We start from the raw sequence: 17,054 nt of genomic DNA, 5'->3' as shown, positions 1-17,054 counted from the left end.
TCTAAAACAATAGGACTATGAGCAAATTTGTTGAACTTACCGATTACGATGCGAGCATCCACCGAGACATCCTCGACGCACTGGTTCGCGAAGACGAAACGGTCATTGAGGTTTGCGAGGACAGGGCCATTGCCGAAATGCGGTGTTATCTGGGCAAACGCTACGACTGCAACAAGATTTTTGCAGCCACCGGCGAGAACCGTAACCAGCTCGTGCTGATGATGGTCATCGACATGGCGGTCTATCACATCTTCTGCATCCACAACCCGCAGAAACTTTCCCAGGTACGCAAGGATCGTTACGAACGGGCGGTGGAATGGATGAAGGCGGTGGCCGACGAGGACATTTCAATCGAAGGGGCTCCGCTGCTGCCCGAGGAACAAAGGGCGGGCAGGTCGGATTTCCGCATTCAAAGCAACCGCAAACGAACGAACCACTGGTAAAAAGCAAGCATCATGAAAAAGAAAAACAGAAAAAACAACAAAGCCGGCATCATCACCGTAGGGGGAAACTTCACGTTGCCGGGACAAAAGAGACCGAATGTGATTGTGCTCACACAGCCCAAACGCTTCGGGCTGGACATTTCCGACTACATGGCAGCCGTAAGGGTGGCCGAGAATGTCGATTTCTCGCGACGTTACAAACTTTATGACCTCTACGAGGACATTCTGATGGATACCCACCTTTCCTGTGTGCTCGAAAAGCGAAAGAATGCCGTGCTGTGCTCCAACATGGAATTCCGGGTGGACGGGAAGCCCGACGATAAAATCAACGAACAGATACAGTCGCCCTGGTTCAACCGGCTGGTGGGTGACATCCTTGATGCGAAATTCTGGGGCTTCTCGCTCTGCCAGTTCTACAAGCTGCAGGAGTGGGTGGATTATGACCTGGTACCACGCAAGCATGTGGATCCGGTCAGGGAACTCATCCTGCGCCACCAGACGGACATTACCGGCCATTCCTGGAATGAATATACCGACCTGCTGTTTGTGGGTTCACCGTCCGATTTGGGGCTGTTGGCCAAGGCTGCACCTTGGGTCATCTACAAACGTAACACTACGGGCGACTGGGCACAGTTCTCCGAGGTATTCGGCATGCCTATCCAGGAATATATCTATGATTCCGACGACGACGAGTCACGCCAGCGGGCCATGGAGGATGCGGCCAATGCCGGAAGTCTGGCGCAGTTCTTCCATGCCAAGGACACGGAACTCAAACTCACGGAAGCCGGAAACAAAACAGGGTCTGCCGATGTCTATGAACGCCTCTGCGAGCGGTGCAACAACGAAATTTCCAAACTGATACTGGGCAATACGCTGACCACCGAATCGTCCGAAAAAGGCACGCAGGCTTTGGGTACGGTTCATAAGAAAGTAGAGGACAAGGTACTGGAGGCCGACCGGAAGTACGTGCTCAACGTGCTGAATTACGACATGACGGACATTCTGCTGCGCATGGGCATCAACACCGAAGGGGGTACGTTCTGTTTCCCCGAACCGAAGGAAACGGATGCCGGTACCAAAATATCCATCCTCACGCAGCTGAAGAAGAACTTCAACATCCCCATCGACGACGACTATCTCTATGAGGAATTCGGTATCGACAAACCGGCCAATTACGAGCAGCTGAAGGCGGAACAAAAGACGGCTGAACAAGCCGACCAGATTCCAAGCCCGAAGAAGGAGCCGGAGCCAGCGAATAAGGGACGGGATGATGAACCGACACCGAAACAGAAAAGAAACTTCCGGAACTGGCTCAAAGGTTTTTTCGTGAAAGCCCCGGCAGACGGGGCAGCTTTAGACTGGTAGTCGACAGACTGTATGCGGCTGATAATGGCAGCATCTCCATGGAGTTTGACTTCTCCGAAGAGGTGCTGCGGCGTGCCTTGCTGAACATATACAGCAGGGACTTTCATCCGGCAACCGAAATCGAAATCAACCTGTTCAATGAAATATGGGCAAAGATGGACAAGGCGGCAAAGGAAGGGTTCAGCAAATCCAAGGCCATTACTCCGGACGAGGATTTCAGAAATGCCATACTCCGGAACAATGCCGTATTCTCGGCATTCAAGGTACATCGTATGCAGAATGACATGGCACGACTTTTATTGGATTCAAACGGCATTTTAAAACCGTTCGACAAATGGGTACAGGAAGTCTTGCCCATTGCTTCCCATCAGGTTCGTCACTGGCTGCGGACGGAGTATGATACGGCGGTCATCCGGGCGCATCAGGCGGCTGACTGGCAACAGTTCCTGCGCGAACGCGATATTCTGCCCAACCTCAAATGGCTACCGTCCACCTCCATTCATCCGGGGGCTGACCACCGCCCGTTCTGGAATACCATCCGGCCGATTGATGACACGTTCTGGAACATCCACCGACCGGGCGACCGGTGGAACTGCAAGTGCGACCTCACTGCCACCGACGAGGAGCCGACACCACTTCCGGACGAAGACGACAAGAACAAGCCCCAGCCCGGACTGGATAACAATCCGGGAACGGACGGCAAACTGTTTTCCGACAATCATCCATATCAGGCAGAAGCCCACAAGGGTGCCCAAAAAGCGGTGGATAAACTTATGGCCCGTATTGACGAGATGATTGCGGAAATGCCGGACTACCTTACCGGGGAGGAAAAAATGGCCATTGCCCGGAACAACCTCGAAATGGAAAAGGCTCTTAAAATCAAAAAAGGAAAACCTATGGATGTGGATAAGGCGGACAAACAGAATGCAAATCCCAAACATGTGGAAGAGTATATTTTGGATTCCAAAGGAATATACCGCGATAAAAGGGGAAACAGATACCGGAAGAACAGCGATTACGATAAAAAACGGGATACTCCATACAGTATCAACTGCCAGACTTGCGCACCGGCATACGCTTTACGATTACGTGGATGGGATATTACCGCCAAAGGCAATGTCGCAGGGTCTAAACTTGAATATCTGAGTAATGGACGTGCTTTTGAAGTCTGGAAAAACACCGACGGTACTCCGGCGCAACATATAAGTATAAACAGCTGGCTTGCGCACAAAGGATACCTGAAAATGACCCCTAAAAGGTACATGGAGTATTTCAATGAGGTATGTAAGGAAGAAGGCGTATATGAATTGTGCATCGGCTGGAAAAGCGGGGGCGGGCATGCTACAATCCTGCAACGGTTTGCGGATGGTGAACTAAGGTATATCGAACCCCAAAGCGATAATTCTGCCGGTTCAGGAATGGAATGGAAAGACGTAAAATATTTATGTGAAATAGGAGCTGCGACTTCCCACAACTGCAGGGGAGTCCTGAGAATTGACAATAAGCTATTCGATGTCTCCTTCCTCGATATTTTCGATACATGAATCGATAACGTCAAGGGATAACGGACCGGTTATTTCGGTTGCGTCTTTACCGTCATACAGATAGACGAAAGGATAACCGGTACAGGAGTCCCCCGGAAACTTGAACACATAGGCTTCCTGGCCTTCATAAATACCAAGGTATTCGAAGGTGTCACCGTATTGCTCAATAAGTACACGGGCCTCGTTCTTTACTTGTTCCGGTATATTCATAACGCATAAAAGGCATATTGGAAGCCTCGGTTGCAAAGTTATAAATTATTCTTGAATTACTGATGATTATGGACATAAAAGATTTTACGGAAATGATAAAGCGGAAACGTGACAGGCTGGACAGTATGATGCGCCGCAAAATGCCAGTCATGGTAGGACGAATGGCCAAAGACCATTTTCAGGATAACTTCCGGCAGGGTGGATTTGTCAATGGCGGTCTTCACCCTTGGCCCAAAGCCAAACGGCTGTCCTCGGGAGGTTCCGATGCCGCCAGCAATTATGGAACGCTGCTCTCCGGCAGGAAACATCTGTTCAAATCGGTCGGATATACACCTGCAGACTACCGGGTAAGGGTATTCAACGAGGTGGTCTATGCACCCATCAACAACTGGGGCGGGGAAATCGATGTCACCGTCACAGACCGCATGAGGCGCTTTGCATGGGCCAAGTTCTACAAGGCTTCGGGAAAAAGAAAAAAAGCCGGCACAGGGCAAAAGAAACGCGTCAAACGACGTTCCAAGCCGAAGGAACTGAATCCGCAGGCACAGTTCTGGAGGAACATGGCGCTTACCCAAAAAAAGAAACTGCACATCCGCATCCCGCAGCGCCAGTTCATGGGCGAAAGCGAAGAATTGAACCGGCGTATCCGGGAAAAGGTGGACCAGGAAATTACCAACATTTTAAACCAATAACGATATGGACGAAATTTTTATCGCAATCATGGAACAGATTGCACAGGAAATGCCGGAACTCTCTCTCATCGACGAGGACTACGGACAATTGGAAATGGGAGCAGAAGAAGACCAGTACCCGGTCACTTTCCCTTGTGTATTAATCGGAAATACAAACTCCGACTGGCACGACCTCGGATACGGGGCACAGAAAAGCGAATCCGCACTGACCGTCCGGCTGGCCATCGATTGTTACGACGATACAAGCTACGCATCCGGCACGTATGACAAGGTGAGGGAAAGGCAGCAGCTGGCCAAGAAATTATACAAGTCGCTGCAGTGTCTGCAATGCACGGACAACGCTTCGCCGCTGGTACGCGAGAAAAGCCGTTCGTATGCCATGCCGCATTACATCAAGGTCTATGAAATGACGTTCTCATTCACACTGCACGATGAATCGGCCATGCCGTCATCTTATGGGGAATAGTTCCAGCTGGGCGGCAGTCAGACGGGGGGCTTTCACCTTGGGAACAGGCTTCAGATTGTAGTCTGTTCCCTCACGTGATTTCCGGCGGATGATGGTCATGATACGTTCCTCGGATATAAAGAATTCGCGCTCCGACAACACTTTTAAAGCATCGTCGAACCGCAACCGCTGTATTTCTGTCCAATAGTAGTAACGACGGCATAGTGCCTCGTCACGCAGCTTGATCAGTTCTTTATCCCGTCCTTTGCCCATACATTTTATTTCTCTTACAAAAATAACTGATTTCCATCTATTTTAAGAACAAAAGCGCCGCAATTATAACAACTGCGGCGCTTTCTGTTTATAGGGTTAACGGGTTTCGGCTACAAACGGCAGAAACTGGGTTCAATGCGGGTCCATACGCCGTTTTCAGGGTTGCGGCGGCTGAAGTAGTAGTTGGTGGCATTGCGCTGCACTACATTAGCTTCCTTGAACAGGCGCATGATGTCTGCATACTCTTCATCGAACTTATCTTCCAGTTCATACAGCTTTGAAATGCTCTTGTAGTCCAGGTCGCCCATCTTGTTGCGCTCCAGCAGGGTCATGGCCATCTGATACATCGGATCATCAGAACCTTTCTCGCTGTTCTGCATGTAGCGCTTCAAATAGTCAATCAGACGGTCGGCTGCCATGTCGGCTCGTTCATCGAAGCCTTTCACCTTGTTGCTTTTCACTTCCAGACGGAAGTCTCCGTCCGTAATGGTATAGCTGCGCTGTTCGTCGCTTTTCACCTGGCCGTATTCCTTCATCACCTTGGTAAAGGCATCGGCTTCTTTTTCCAGCCATCCGCGGAACCCGGTCACGGCATTCACCATCTCAAGAACGTTGGTCTTTACTTCGTGCATAAACTCACCGCGTAATGCCTCGTAAGTTTCACGACGGGCGATGCGGTCTTCTTTCTCTTCTTGCTGCAGCTGGGCCATGAGGGCTGCTCGCTGTTCTTTACTCAGGGACTTGATGTCCACACTTTGATTGTTCTTTTCCATTTTAAATCATTTTAGTTGTTAATCAGCTATTACTTTGTCATCCTTCAGCAGCAAAGCGAATGTCCTGTCTCTTTCTGCTTTGGTTTCAAACTTCTTGTATGTCTTCCAGCCACCGTTTATGCCGGTACACATCTTTATCCTCGGGCCTGGATAATCATCCTTTCGTATTATACAGAACCCCGCTTTTATCAGCTTGTCTTGGTCATCTATCCTCATAATCATCCTGCTTTTCCGGTTCATCGTCTATCAGCATGGCCTCCCCATTGGCATACGCCCAGTCGGCCAGTTCGTTGAAAAACTCCGCTGCATCCTGGTTCTCCATATCGGATGTCGTAAGGGTCACGTCTTTTCTTATGCGCTCAAGCACTTCATGTGCTTTTTTATCCATATTGCTCTATTTATCGGTTAAACCTCCTTTTCGTTGGATAGCCCGCAGTTTGATGGCCAGTTGTTCCAGCTCGGCTGTACTAACCTGAACAAAGGGCTTGCCGGCTATCCGGGGGTTGTTGCAGAATTCGTTCACCCGGTTCCAGTCGGTGGTGTCTATACCCAACTGTTGCATCAGCTTCAGGCAGACGCTGCGTTTCCGTCGCAGTTCCTCGCGAAGTTTCTGCCGCCATTCGTCTTGTCCGCTCAGTTTCTCCAGAGCAGTACAACAAACTTCATACTCCTTGGCCGTCATTTCCTTCAGACTGTCTGTCCGGTTCCACGTGTACTGCAGCACGATTTGTTTTTTGAATTCCTCCCGATCGCCCTGATAAGGCAGTTTGTTGAACAATGCATAGAACCGGGCGAAATTGGTTACTTCCTGTGCCATATCATCCTTTCACTTTTTTCTCCACTGAAAGAATTGCCAAACTTATCATCATAAGTTTTACAGACTGGCTGTCCTCTTCAAACAAATCAATATCCGCAACCACAGGCTCACCGCTCATGGTGTTCCATATTTGCTCTACCTCTTTCGTCTTCTTTTGATTCATCAAAAAGAGATACGCGTCATACTCGGAACGGTCAAATTCAAATACGACCTGAACTTTCTGTTTTTCTTCCATACATTCACTATTAAAAGGTTATTCAAACAATACTTTAATGCCACACGAACTGGCTACGTCAAGCTCCAGTTTGGCTCCCTTGCTCAGTTCCCAGTCCTTCAGCATGTAGATATAGTCACAAGCCAGCAACAGGGCAATGTCGGCCCGCATGTGGGCTCTCCAATGAGCTTCATCCGGCAATCCGTTCCTGAAAGGGTTTACAGGATCATAGCCTTGTGCCATCAGTTTCTCCTCGGCACGGCTGAAGGCTTCCTTGCGCTCATTCATATCATAGTGCGCGATGGCTCCGCTGATGTACACTTTCCCGGCACCGGTCGCTTCACCACGTTGAAAAGCCTTGTGTCGTTCCCACCGTTCCGGAACCACCACACTGTAGTTGCACGATTGGCAGCAGCAGCCTTCTTCTTTCACCGGGAACGGATTGTATCCGTAGCCCTCATACTCTTTGCCGCAGATGCAGCACACTTTCTTTTCTTCTTTCTTTTCCATCACTTCAAATCTTTAATGTTTATTTGGCAGGACGGATGCCATACCTGAATATTCCGAGCAAACATCACATCCCTGGTTTCTATCACTACGTGTCCCTTTGTCTTGGCCCTGCGCAGACGGAGGTCGCTTTGTATGTTACGTTCTACCCAATCGTCCACCACGGCCTCCGCTTCCTGTTCTTTCAGGAGTATCTGGTACAGCTTATTCTCCCATTCCATCATTCAAATAATCCTCCATATTATCGTCCTTCAATGTTTTGGCAGCACCTTCTTCCCATATCACGTAGGGCTCACCGGGCCGCTCCATAAAGCGGCTTTTGCACCAGGCTTTGAAACAGCTTACCATGATTTTCACATCGGCATCATATTCCACCTTGCGGGCGCTTCTACCTGCCGGATGAAGCCCCTCGGCATGGCTGATGAAGATAAACAGTTTCTTGGGATGACGTTCCTTGAACTCCTTGTAGGTTTTGTAGTTCAAGCCGCTGTATTGGAAGCTGTCGATAATCACGATTCCGGGACTGCCTCTGCGCCGTAACCGTTCCTCCAATTGCTCCATCGGTTCCCGGTCAAGGATAATCAGCTTCTTTTTCACTTCACCCATCTTGTGCCGTTTCAGGCTCATCTGGAACGACAAACCGGTACTTTCTTCCAAACTGTCATAAATTACGCGTCCGAAGCTACACAGGTACTTGGCCAGCTGCATCACAAAGCTGCTCTTACCGTTTCCGCTGGCTCCCCAAATAATCCACACGCCGCTCTTGGCCGGGTTGCCTATCGAGGTTTGCCAGTCCCCGGAAAACTCGAACCGGGGAATCTTCATGTTCAGCACCTCACCGGGACTGTAGGCTCTCTTCAGTTTCACGGTTACCTCCTTTCAATTCTTCAATAAGAGCATCAGCATAGTCCACAGCAAGTCTGGCAACTTGTTTTATAGACATTATACCTGATGAATTGCTTCTTACTACCGGAAGCATGCTTTTGGCAATTTCATATCTGCGCTGTTCCCAGTCTATCTCATTCGCTTTTCTCATCTCGCGATGGATACCGATAACAGCATCCATCGCTTGCATTTCTATCTTGCTTATCATGCCTGCATCCTCCTTAATTTTTCGATTTCGGTATATACGCGCCGCAAGCCGCCTCCGGTGCTATGAACAATCTTGGCAATGTCGGCACCGTCCGGGGCATTGATTTTTGCGACGATGGCAGCCTGTGCCTTCAGAAACTTTTCGCGTTCCTGCGCATCGTCCGGGGTCACCTTGCTGTAGGAGTCACCGTAGCGGCTCAACATTTCGGTATAGCCCACCTTCTTGCCTTCGATGGCGCGGTTGATCTTCTCCTTTAATCCGTCGGCACCCATCATATACCAGGCACAGCAGCGTTCCGTAGCGTTCCAAAGCGCCTTTAACTCCAGGAAGGCTTCATACTGCAGGTCCCCGGCTTCATCCAGGATAACCAGGGGCGTATCAATCGTGCGCAGGTAGGCCACCAGATCCTCATACACGTCGCTATAGCGTCCGTTGCTGGTCACACCGAATTCCTTGGCAATGTAGCGTATCAGCTTCAGTTTGGTCTTCACCTGGCTGCAGTCCACATATACGGCGTGCTTGTGCTGCTTCACGTAAGCTTTCGCTGTAAAGGTCTTGCCGATATTGGGCATATCGCACAGGATGGCACTCAGCCCGCTTCCCTGGCACACTTCCAGCTGCTTGCTCACAAACACGTAGGTCGGGGTCTGTGCTGCCAGCCAAGGTATTTCTGTACGCAGTTGCACGCCTAATCTTCGGGCTATACCTACCCAGTTGGCATCACTGACCTGCTTTTCATAATTGCCCCGCTTGATGGCATTGTAAACGCTGGGGGCTATGCCCAGTGCCGTGGCATGGCGGTTGTCACTGGGATAATTTTCACGGTCGGCGGCTATCGCTGCCACAATACGTTGCTTTACTTCATTTGTTATTTCCATTTGAATGCTGTTTTAAATTCGTTCTAACGTCGTTAATTATATCTTGGCTACTGCATCATGCTCGAAGGCACTGATGTCCATATAGGCTGAGTAATCTTCTTCCTCGGCTTGTGCAGGAAGGGGAACGGCTTCCGCCTGTACCTCTGTTATCAGCTTTGCTTCCTCTTTGGCAAGGATGCCCACACGCTTGATCTTGCCGTCCTTCATCATCTTGTCGAATTGAGCTACATACTTGGACTGTTCGGTATAGGCTGCCTTGTCGTACTCGGTCTGCTCGGCTGTATTCTCATTGTAACGGGCTACGGGCTTGCAGGTGGCGATATATCGTCCGTTCTGGTAGATATATACCTCGTTGATGGTTCCGTCGGCATCGGGCAGATAATAGGCATCTACCTTGTAGTTCCTCGGCTCCAGCTTTTCGATGATTTCCGGGCTGGGCAGTCCGTATTGGTTGTACATCACCGTGCAGTAGGTGTTCTGCCGGATGGTTGTTTCGGTGTGCTGTCCGATGAACCGGTAAAGAACGGCCTTGTCCCAAGGTGCAAGGTTCGGGTTCTGATGGGCGCAAAGCACATCCCAACGGCTCATGCCCGGATAGCGCTTTTGGTTGGGGTGAGGCTGTGCGTTGAAGGTCTCAATGGCGCGTATATCATCGGCTACCAATTCTTCATAACTATAGGTCTTCACCTTGTAGGTGTTGTTCTTTTCGTCATACACCTTTTCTTCCTTCGGGCGGTTGGCCTCCAGCTTGGCATACCATCGGCCGATACCTACCTGCGTGCGTTTCTCCACACCGTATTTCTTTTCGCGGTTCTTGTGCTCGGCACGTTTTTCACGCGAGTTCCCGGGGTTACACCAGCGGATCAGGGGGAAGACGGTACCGGCTTGCATCAATCCGTCGGCAAAGTCGCTTACCAGGTGGTGTTCCACTTCTAACTCGGCGGGGATATACATGCCGTTCCGGTCCAGGGTCTGGAACATGTTTCGCATGCAGTCTAAAAATAACTCGGTAGTCTTGTACCGGTTGTAGGCATATCCCACCACAGCACCGCTCACCACATCGTAGGCATAATAGGCTTTCACTCGGTTGCCATCCTTCATTGGGCGCGGCAGGTCGCGGTCGTCAAGAGAAACCTTACTCAAGGAATATTCACCGATGCTGCGCAGATGATAAGGACGGTAGGCATTGTTGAAATCCCATTGGCTCATGTGCAGCTTACCGCGAAGGGCCTTGTTCTTGGGGTTGTTCAGGTAGTTGGCTACTGTGGCCGGGCTCAATACCAGCGGATTTCCATCCTTGTCGGTAAAGTCTGCCGGATTCAACACCTCGCCGGTTTCGGGGTCATATAGCTCCAGTTCTCCTTGCACAAATAGATTGTACTGTTCCCACACGGTGGTATTGAAGGGCTGCTCCGGTTGGGCATCGATGCTCAGCAGCAGGCGTTCAATGTCATAGGTCACTTTCCGGCGGTTCTGGTTCATGAACTTGCGGCTGATAAGGCTTTCATAGCCGTTGGCCTTGAAGTCATTCACACGCTTCTTGAAGCGGTTGGAACTGACAGGCAAGGTATGTCCGAACTCTGCTTGGTAGTAACTGATGGCTCCTGCCAGTTCGCCCCAGTTCACCGGCCCGGCCTTCATGGCCTTTCGCATAAACGTGGCATCCTCCATGGCACGCATCACTGCCTCAATTACCGAAGCGTTTACCGTATATTCTTGGATGTGTTCCGGTGGCAGTGCATCTCCGTTGTCAAAACGGAACCGGGTGTAAAATTCCCGGGCTTTCGCATCGATGTGGTAATGGCTGCCGAGCCAGTTTCTTATTACGTCTTCTTTCATATCTCCGTATTTTAGTTTTATCCTTTCCTGAAACCGTAGGGGCATGGTGGCTATTTCTACCAAAACGTAACCTCCCAGACCTCTTCCGGATCGAACTACATTGATTTTCTCCTTTGCCGCTAACTTCTTGTAATTGGGTATCGACATGATGGGAGCAAGTTCTTCTTCGGAAAGAGTGGAAGGATGAACTCCTTTCAGCGTGCGGCTTCTGCTGTAGTCTGCCTTTCCGTTCACCATCACCGGTCGGTCATCGTAAGTCAGGTCATTGTAGGATATGCACAATATCTTTCCATAATACTCCATTTCATTTCTATTTATAAGGCAGATGCCATCTGTTGGGTCTCGTGCTGCAGCTGCATGAAATCCGATACAAATTCACATTGGTAGGTTTCAGTCCGTTTTCCGTCCACGTACACATCCACATCATTGGTCTTTCTGTGGACCACGAGTTTTACACGGGGACCGAAAGTGCAGGTCATGGTCTTCTCGCACTCCTCGAAGGTGGTTTCGCAGTTCGGGATGAAGTTCCCGTCAGTCAGTTTGCCGCCTCGCTTCAGGGCAAGAGTGCGTATCCGGCGCGCCTGATCGCTGTCACGGACAAAATTCAGTGCTTGCCACACAGCCTGACGGCTGCATCCGAATGTCTTCATCAAGAAGGTCTTGGTCTCGTTATCTGTCAAAATCTGCTTTCTCATATCGTCATACTTTTTAATCGTTATCGTTCGTTCAAAGGTTTTCAACGGCTTCCGCTATTTCCTAATCACCCGTCAGTATTTCATGAAGGCGTGTCCCTTTCTGCAGTTCTTCGACCAGCACCTGCATCGCTTCCTCACACACACAGCTCACATTCTCTATCACCCGGTAGGCATCCGAGTTGCTTATCTCATCCTCCGTCATGAATTGTCCAGCCAGCTCCATCGCCTGGTCGGCAATATTCTGCGTATGTGCCGTACTGCCTATCATCGTGCGCAACTTCTGTTTGAACAGACTCTCTGCTGTTCTCGGATTGAAATTCTTTGCCATAACTCTAAATTTTAAAAGTTTATATCGTGGGGCGCGGGGAATCGAACCCCGACGGCTTTCTACGCTTTCTTATTTCGATTTACCAACTCTCCGGCCGTGCCTGCCGCCCCTGCCCGTCTTTCCGGGCTGCCAGTTATCCGGCAATCTATTTGCCTTGTTCTTCTATCATCGAAAGGACAACCATCCTGTCTTCATCCCAAAGCGGAAGCCCCAATTCAATGGTCCGTTTCACCACTTCCATCTCACCGACCAGCCCTACCGCTTCTTTGCGGAAATCGGTATCGTCATACGCATGCGCCTTTCCAATCAGGAAGTCGGTCAGGTTGCCGATAACTTCCTTTTGCCGTTCACATTTCATCTCATAGTTCAGCACCCGTACATGGACATCGCGGATAATCCGGCTGTCCCCATGTTTCTTGAAATCTTTGCAGAACTCATCCTTGTTCATCGAAGTGTTCAGATAAACCGCATGGATGTAATCAAAATCCTCTGCTGTAGGGGTTATCCCCGTCCGTTCCATAAATTCTTGCTGTGTCATAAACTCACTTATTTTATTGTATTATTCTGCATCTTCAATTTTGAAAGAAAAGCACTTATCCGCCAATACTCTTTTTACAAAGTCTAAGTCGTATCTATCAGCTGAAAAGAAAACTGCCTGATAATCCACACTGGGATAAGCCTTGATTGCTGTTGTATCTACCATCTTCTTGACCAGTCCGTAAAGAGCTTCGGCGGTCTCAGCTGTTGCTTGAGCTATAATTACTTTTGCTTTCATTTTCTTTAATCCTTAAAATTCGCTAATCACACGCCTTTTTTGTATATTTGGCGCGCTGTTTACATCTTAAACACGCTGCAAATATAGTGATAATTTTCAACCATCGAAATAAAAACGGGGATAATTTTCAATTATGGGCAATATTTTATCAAGAATACAAGAAATAGCCTCCAATGAGGGGATAACTATTGGCGCCATGGAAAGAACTATTGGCGCAAGTAAAGGCGTGCTTTCAAGAGCAATCAATAACGGGACCGACATTCAAGCCAAATGGCTTAGTATAATAGTTGAAAATTATCCCCGATATTCAACAGGATGGTTGCTTACTGGTGCAGGAAGCATGTTGAAAGATGATTTGAACGGCATTAAAACAATAGACGAAGCCAATCCTTCGTTCATGCCTACCACATCCATGAACCCATCTGTCGGCACACCATACTACGATGTGGACTTTATTGGGGGATTCGATGAGGTGTTCAACTCTCAGGTAAACATACCCGCCACCAACATCGTAATAAGGGGATTCGAAAAAGCCAGCCTCTGGTGCAATGTCACCGGCCACTCCATGGAGCCCAAAATAAACCATGGCGACATCATCGCCCTGCGACAATGCACACTCAACGACATCCAGTATGGAGAAATCTATGCAGTGGTATTGGACACCATCCGTACCATCAAAATCCTGCGCAGGTCGCCGGATCCAAGCAAGTTGCGCTTCATTCCCATTAATACAGAGGACTACGATGAGCAGGAATTCGACAAATCACGCATCATGAATGTCTTTGAAGTCATTGGAAGCATCAGCAAGTTCTTCTAAGTGGTACACGCATGCCTCCTACAGAAGGCTAAAAAAGGACGCACGCACACACTTTTGAAGGAATTTACCTGAAGCAAACTCGTAAATACACTGTAAATCAAAGGATTTATTTTATTATAATAAGGTATATCACACAAACAAGTGTCGTTTTTCCTCTCTGAAAACAGAGAAAAACGGCACTTGCTTTCATTTATAACATAGTTTCCTATTTCGGGCGTACCCTCTGAGAACTGAAAAAGTAACCCCTAAAGTAACCCCTAACTTAAAGAAGTAGTAACCCCTAACAGTAACCCCAATAGTAACCCCTAACCAAATAAAACCAACCGTAGGGGCATAAAAAAAGGGAGCCATAAGCTCCCCAATCAGCATTCAAAGAAATAACGCCTACAAGCCTTTCTAACGGCGCTATTATATCGTTCTAACCATTCCCTTACTACCACCCGAGATGAGCGTAGATTGCTTAATTATAGCCTTTTTCGTGCATATTGTGCCGTTACCAGACAGCCCGGCATGAAGCAGGTAATTCTTGGTTGCCCCCACCTGATCTGCCGTCAGAACCGTATAAACAGCCGATATACTGCTGAAATACCAATCTTTCTGCTTCGTCCCGTCTATTTTATGCAGCAAATGCACATGAATCACTTTTGCCATATTCGTTTCTATTATGCTGCAAATATACCAAATAATACTTATTTAGAAGAATTTTAAGGCAACATCTTTAAAAATAGGCACAAAAAACGGCCACACAGCCGTTCACACCATCATATAACAAAATCCATCAACCCAGCCATAAAACGGCCACACAGCCGAAAATAAAACCCTTCCAGGCCGTTTTAGCCCCATCTGCAAGCCCGATGTAAAGCAATCCCCCGAATATCCGAAGAAAAGCCCCTCAAACGTAAAGCAGATGTAAGCCATGTAAAGAGAAAAACCGCTTCGAAATATTCAGCCCATTTTCCCGATCATGCCTAAACCCTTTGGTTTTCAAAACCTTTCGCCCATTTTTCCCGACCATTGAAAAAACCGCTTCGTTCTATGCCCCATACCGTTGTGATATTAAGGAATGGTAAGGGGGGATTTTTTTGTGGGGAAATCAGATCAGTCGGTCTCGATCTGGAACTTACGGCTTACTTTCATTAGATTGATGGTGTAAGTCACCACGTTTTGGGCTTCCTGAACCATCGTCAGGTATACCATGCTGACGCGGATACTTCCCGACTGGCTTTGGATGCGCTGCAGTTCCTTGCGTTTCAGCAGCGAGAGTTGTCCGTTAAGGTCGTTGGCACGGCGGATTTCTTCTTCCATGTTATTGTAATCGTTGTTTTCCAGTTTTCTGCGACATTGCTGGATCAGGTAAGTGATGTCTTCGGCCGCGTCGCTGAATTCGCCTTTTTGGATAGCGTCCAATGGGTTGAAGTTGTTGTCGATGTGCTCCAGGCACGGTTCGCAGAGACGTGAAATGCTGTACACCAGTTCGCTGGCGAAGTCGTTGCCCTGGTAGTAGTAAAGCCCTTTTTCGAGCACGGTGTTGTTGTCGAGACGGCACATAGCGACGGTTCCGGTACGCTTCATCTGCTTGACGAGCTGCTTCTCGAATTTGGTGGAGCCCATCGCGCGACGCAATCCCCGCAGGTTCTCGTGGAGGAAGGAGGTGACGGTGAGCTCGAAATTCGTTTCCGCGTATTCCAACACCTTGCCGAGCTCTTCGCGGGTGTGCTTGCGCATCAGTTGCAGAGCTTCTTCGCTGTCGGTGGTCTGCATCAGTTGTTTCAGGGTCTCGTTGCCTTGCTCTTTCGCTTTGCGTTTCTTGTACATCACTTGGCTGCGTATCAGGATGAACACGGCGATGCCGATGAGGACGATGATGGAAATGTTTCCTCCGTAGTGAAGTACGAGGGCGACGAAGAAGCAGAAGGTGAAGGCGGCTCCGGCGGTGATGAACCAGCCGCCGATGACGCTCAGTACGCCTGTGATGCGGTAAACGGCGGAGTCACGTCCCCAGGCACGGTCGGCCAGTGAGGTTCCCATAGCTACCATGAAGGTGACGTAGGTGGTGGAAAGGGGAAGTTTCAGTGATGTTCCCAAAGCGATGAGCAGGCCTGCCAGCACGAGGTTGACGGAGGCGCGGACAAGGTCGAACGCTGCGCCGTCGGCTATGATGGCTTCGTCTTTGCGGAAGCGGGTGTCGAGCCATTTCTTGGTGCTGTTCGGAGTGATTCGTGAGATTCCGTTGGCGAGCGCCATGCTGAAACGGACGATTGTACGGGCTATCGGGGTGCTTCCGAAGGTTTCTTCGCCTTCGTCTTGGCGGGAGAGGTCGACGGAGGTCTTGATAACGGCGTGCGCCTTTTTGGAGGTGCAGAGTGCGTAGACCATGATTGCTCCGGCTCCGATCAGGAAGTACCACGGAGTTTTGGCGGGTCCTAGCAGGGAGGTCATCAGGAAGTTGTCCGGGTTGCCCGATCCGTTGGCGGTGTAGTCTATGAAGGAGGAGAAACCGGCGAGGGGAACACCGATGAAGTTGACGAGGTCGTTGCCGGCGAAAGCGAGGGCGAGGGCGAAGGTTCCCATCAGCACGACTACTTTGAAGACGTTGACTTTCAGCCAGTGGAGGACTTGCATCAGCAGGGTGAAGAATACGAAGAACACGGTGATGAGCAGCAGGGTGTTGTCCTGTATCCAGTGTTTGTTTTCGGGTGTCATGAAGGAGCTGTCTTTCAGCCCTTTGATGAGCATGAAGTAGATGATGGAGGTGGCGGCGATGCCTCCGAAGAGGGCTATGCTGTACTTCATCTTTTTAGTGTAATTGAAGGTGAATATCACACGGGCAATCCACTGCACAAGCATTCCGAAGAAGAAGGCGATGGCTACGGATACGAAGATTGCCATGATGACGGAAAGGGCTTTGTCGGTGTTGATGAGGTCGCCCAGCGCGAGGGTGTCGCTGTTGTGCACTTTGATGAGCGCGAGGGCGAAGGTTCCTCCAAGTAGCTCGAAGACTAGTGAAACGGTGGTGGAGGTGGGCATGCCCATTGAGTTGAATACGTCGAGAAGCACTACGTCGGTCAGCATGACGGCAAGCAGGATGCACATGATTTCGGCAAAGTAGAAGTGCTCGGGCTGGTAGATGCCGTGACGGGCTATGTCCATCATCCCGTTGGACAGGGAGGCGCCGATGAAAATGCCGACACCGGCTATGAACAGGATGGTCTTGAACGATGCGGCTTTGGCGCCTACCGCGGAGTTCAGGAAGTTGACCGCGTCATTGCTCACGCCGACGATGAGGTCGAACACGGCGAGGACGAACAGAAAAATGATAATGCATAAGTAAATTGTCTCCATAAAT

Annotated in this window: 25 protein-coding genes; 6 read left to right on the top strand and 19 right to left on the bottom strand. The window is 49.5% G+C overall.

From position 1 onward, the window contains the following. The first annotated feature begins 17 nt into the window (after positions 1-17). Genes BACFIN_RS12730 through BACFIN_RS12740 form a run of 3 tightly spaced genes read left to right on the top strand, consistent with a single transcriptional unit; the run spans position 18 to position 3,352 of the window. Positions 18-443, top strand: coding sequence for a phage protein Gp36 family protein (locus tag BACFIN_RS12730; protein WP_007562516.1), 426 nt, complete (start codon positions 18-20; stop codon positions 441-443). Between the two features lie 12 nt (positions 444-455). Continuing rightward, positions 456-1,808 carry a phage portal protein family protein gene (locus BACFIN_RS12735; protein WP_007562517.1) on the top strand — a complete coding sequence of 451 codons (1,353 nt, stop codon included), beginning with the start codon at positions 456-458 and terminating at the stop codon, positions 1,806-1,808. 38 nt (positions 1,809-1,846) lie between these two features. Then, the gene (locus BACFIN_RS12740) at positions 1,847-3,352 is read left to right on the top strand and encodes a toxin glutamine deamidase domain-containing protein (protein WP_007562518.1); all 1,506 of its coding nucleotides are present in this window, start codon (positions 1,847-1,849) and stop codon (positions 3,350-3,352) included. Here the strand turns inward: BACFIN_RS12740 and BACFIN_RS12745 are convergent. Further along, entirely contained in the window at positions 3,314-3,562 is a 249-nt protein-coding gene (locus BACFIN_RS12745; protein WP_007562519.1) for a hypothetical protein, read from the bottom strand. The genes BACFIN_RS12740 and BACFIN_RS12745 overlap by 39 nt on opposite strands. 68 nt (positions 3,563-3,630) lie before the next feature. Here BACFIN_RS12745 and BACFIN_RS12750 point away from each other — a divergent pair, with 68 nt between their 5' ends. Next, the gene (locus tag BACFIN_RS12750) at positions 3,631-4,254 is read left to right on the top strand and encodes a hypothetical protein (protein ID WP_181975829.1); all 624 of its coding nucleotides are present in this window, start codon (positions 3,631-3,633) and stop codon (positions 4,252-4,254) included. Positions 4,255-4,258: 4 nt separating this feature from the next. Beyond that, positions 4,259-4,720, top strand: coding sequence for a hypothetical protein (locus BACFIN_RS12755; RefSeq protein ID WP_007562523.1), 462 nt, complete (start codon positions 4,259-4,261; stop codon positions 4,718-4,720). On the opposite strand, the gene BACFIN_RS12760 is transcribed toward BACFIN_RS12755, so the two are convergent. The 16 genes from BACFIN_RS12760 to BACFIN_RS12835 form a co-directional block, all read right to left on the bottom strand. Beyond that, the gene (locus tag BACFIN_RS12760) at positions 4,703-4,972 is read right to left on the bottom strand and encodes a hypothetical protein (RefSeq protein ID WP_007562525.1); all 270 of its coding nucleotides are present in this window, start codon (positions 4,970-4,972) and stop codon (positions 4,703-4,705) included. The genes BACFIN_RS12755 and BACFIN_RS12760 overlap by 18 nt on opposite strands. A 110-nt stretch (positions 4,973-5,082) precedes the next feature. Continuing rightward, positions 5,083-5,745: a DUF3164 family protein gene (locus tag BACFIN_RS12765; protein WP_007751532.1), complete on the bottom strand. Its 663-nt coding sequence runs from the start codon at positions 5,743-5,745 to the stop codon at positions 5,083-5,085. An 18-nt stretch (positions 5,746-5,763) separates the two neighbouring features. Beyond that, complete coding sequence (locus tag BACFIN_RS12770; protein WP_007562529.1) at positions 5,764-5,961, bottom strand: hypothetical protein; 198 nt, start codon at positions 5,959-5,961, stop codon at positions 5,764-5,766. Further along, the gene (locus tag BACFIN_RS12775) at positions 5,948-6,133 is read right to left on the bottom strand and encodes a hypothetical protein (RefSeq protein ID WP_007751527.1); all 186 of its coding nucleotides are present in this window, start codon (positions 6,131-6,133) and stop codon (positions 5,948-5,950) included. The genes BACFIN_RS12770 and BACFIN_RS12775 overlap by 14 nt, the downstream gene beginning before the upstream one ends. A 6-nt stretch (positions 6,134-6,139) precedes the next feature. Further along, entirely contained in the window at positions 6,140-6,562 is a 423-nt protein-coding gene (locus BACFIN_RS12780; protein ID WP_007562532.1) for a hypothetical protein, read from the bottom strand. 1 nt (position 6,563) lies between these two features. Then, positions 6,564-6,797, bottom strand: coding sequence for a hypothetical protein (locus tag BACFIN_RS12785; RefSeq protein WP_007562534.1), 234 nt, complete (start codon positions 6,795-6,797; stop codon positions 6,564-6,566). Between the two features lie 18 nt (positions 6,798-6,815). Further along, positions 6,816-7,286, bottom strand: coding sequence for a DUF4406 domain-containing protein (locus tag BACFIN_RS23850; RefSeq protein WP_007562536.1), 471 nt, complete (start codon positions 7,284-7,286; stop codon positions 6,816-6,818). Beyond that, positions 7,286-7,507, bottom strand: a complete 222-nt coding sequence (locus BACFIN_RS12795; protein WP_007751522.1) for a hypothetical protein — start codon at positions 7,505-7,507, stop codon at positions 7,286-7,288. The genes BACFIN_RS23850 and BACFIN_RS12795 overlap by 1 nt, the downstream gene beginning before the upstream one ends. Continuing rightward, positions 7,488-8,150 carry an AAA family ATPase gene (locus BACFIN_RS12800; RefSeq protein ID WP_032558186.1) on the bottom strand — a complete coding sequence of 221 codons (663 nt, stop codon included), beginning with the start codon at positions 8,148-8,150 and terminating at the stop codon, positions 7,488-7,490. Before BACFIN_RS12800 ends, BACFIN_RS12795 begins: the two co-directional genes overlap by 20 nt. Next, positions 8,119-8,376, bottom strand: coding sequence for a hypothetical protein (locus tag BACFIN_RS12805; RefSeq protein WP_007751518.1), 258 nt, complete (start codon positions 8,374-8,376; stop codon positions 8,119-8,121). The genes BACFIN_RS12800 and BACFIN_RS12805 overlap by 32 nt, the downstream gene beginning before the upstream one ends. Then, entirely contained in the window at positions 8,373-9,254 is an 882-nt protein-coding gene (locus BACFIN_RS12810; RefSeq protein ID WP_007751516.1) for an ATP-binding protein, read from the bottom strand. Before BACFIN_RS12810 ends, BACFIN_RS12805 begins: the two co-directional genes overlap by 4 nt. A gap of 36 nt (positions 9,255-9,290) precedes the next feature. Further along, positions 9,291-11,396, bottom strand: coding sequence for a hypothetical protein (locus tag BACFIN_RS12815; RefSeq protein WP_007751512.1), 2,106 nt, complete (start codon positions 11,394-11,396; stop codon positions 9,291-9,293). An 11-nt stretch (positions 11,397-11,407) separates the two neighbouring features. Further along, a complete protein-coding gene (locus tag BACFIN_RS12820; RefSeq protein WP_007758937.1) occupies positions 11,408-11,788 on the bottom strand; it encodes a hypothetical protein in 381 nt (126 codons plus the stop codon). Between the two features lie 61 nt (positions 11,789-11,849). Further along, a complete protein-coding gene (locus tag BACFIN_RS12825; RefSeq protein WP_007751507.1) occupies positions 11,850-12,116 on the bottom strand; it encodes a hypothetical protein in 267 nt (88 codons plus the stop codon). Between the two features lie 145 nt (positions 12,117-12,261). After that, complete coding sequence (locus BACFIN_RS12830; protein WP_007751501.1) at positions 12,262-12,654, bottom strand: hypothetical protein; 393 nt, start codon at positions 12,652-12,654, stop codon at positions 12,262-12,264. A gap of 21 nt (positions 12,655-12,675) precedes the next feature. After that, a complete protein-coding gene (locus BACFIN_RS12835; RefSeq protein WP_007751500.1) occupies positions 12,676-12,891 on the bottom strand; it encodes a hypothetical protein in 216 nt (71 codons plus the stop codon). Between the two features lie 133 nt (positions 12,892-13,024). Between BACFIN_RS12835 and BACFIN_RS12840 the strand changes: the two genes are divergently transcribed. Beyond that, positions 13,025-13,708, top strand: coding sequence for a S24 family peptidase (locus BACFIN_RS12840; protein WP_007562554.1), 684 nt, complete (start codon positions 13,025-13,027; stop codon positions 13,706-13,708). A gap of 408 nt (positions 13,709-14,116) precedes the next feature. Here the strand turns inward: BACFIN_RS12840 and BACFIN_RS12845 are convergent, their stop codons facing one another. Further along, entirely contained in the window at positions 14,117-14,359 is a 243-nt protein-coding gene (locus tag BACFIN_RS12845; RefSeq protein WP_007751495.1) for a hypothetical protein, read from the bottom strand. A gap of 447 nt (positions 14,360-14,806) precedes the next feature. After that, the gene (locus tag BACFIN_RS12850; protein WP_007751494.1) at positions 14,807-17,050 is read right to left on the bottom strand and encodes an inorganic phosphate transporter; all 2,244 of its coding nucleotides are present in this window, start codon (positions 17,048-17,050) and stop codon (positions 14,807-14,809) included. Positions 17,051-17,054 lie beyond the last annotated feature (4 nt).

This window comes from Bacteroides finegoldii DSM 17565, from assembly GCF_000156195.1.
In the GTDB taxonomy this organism is placed as follows: domain Bacteria; phylum Bacteroidota; class Bacteroidia; order Bacteroidales; family Bacteroidaceae; genus Bacteroides; species Bacteroides finegoldii.
Note: the sequence above shows the minus strand (reverse complement) of the source record. Positions and strands in the feature narration are given on the sequence as shown.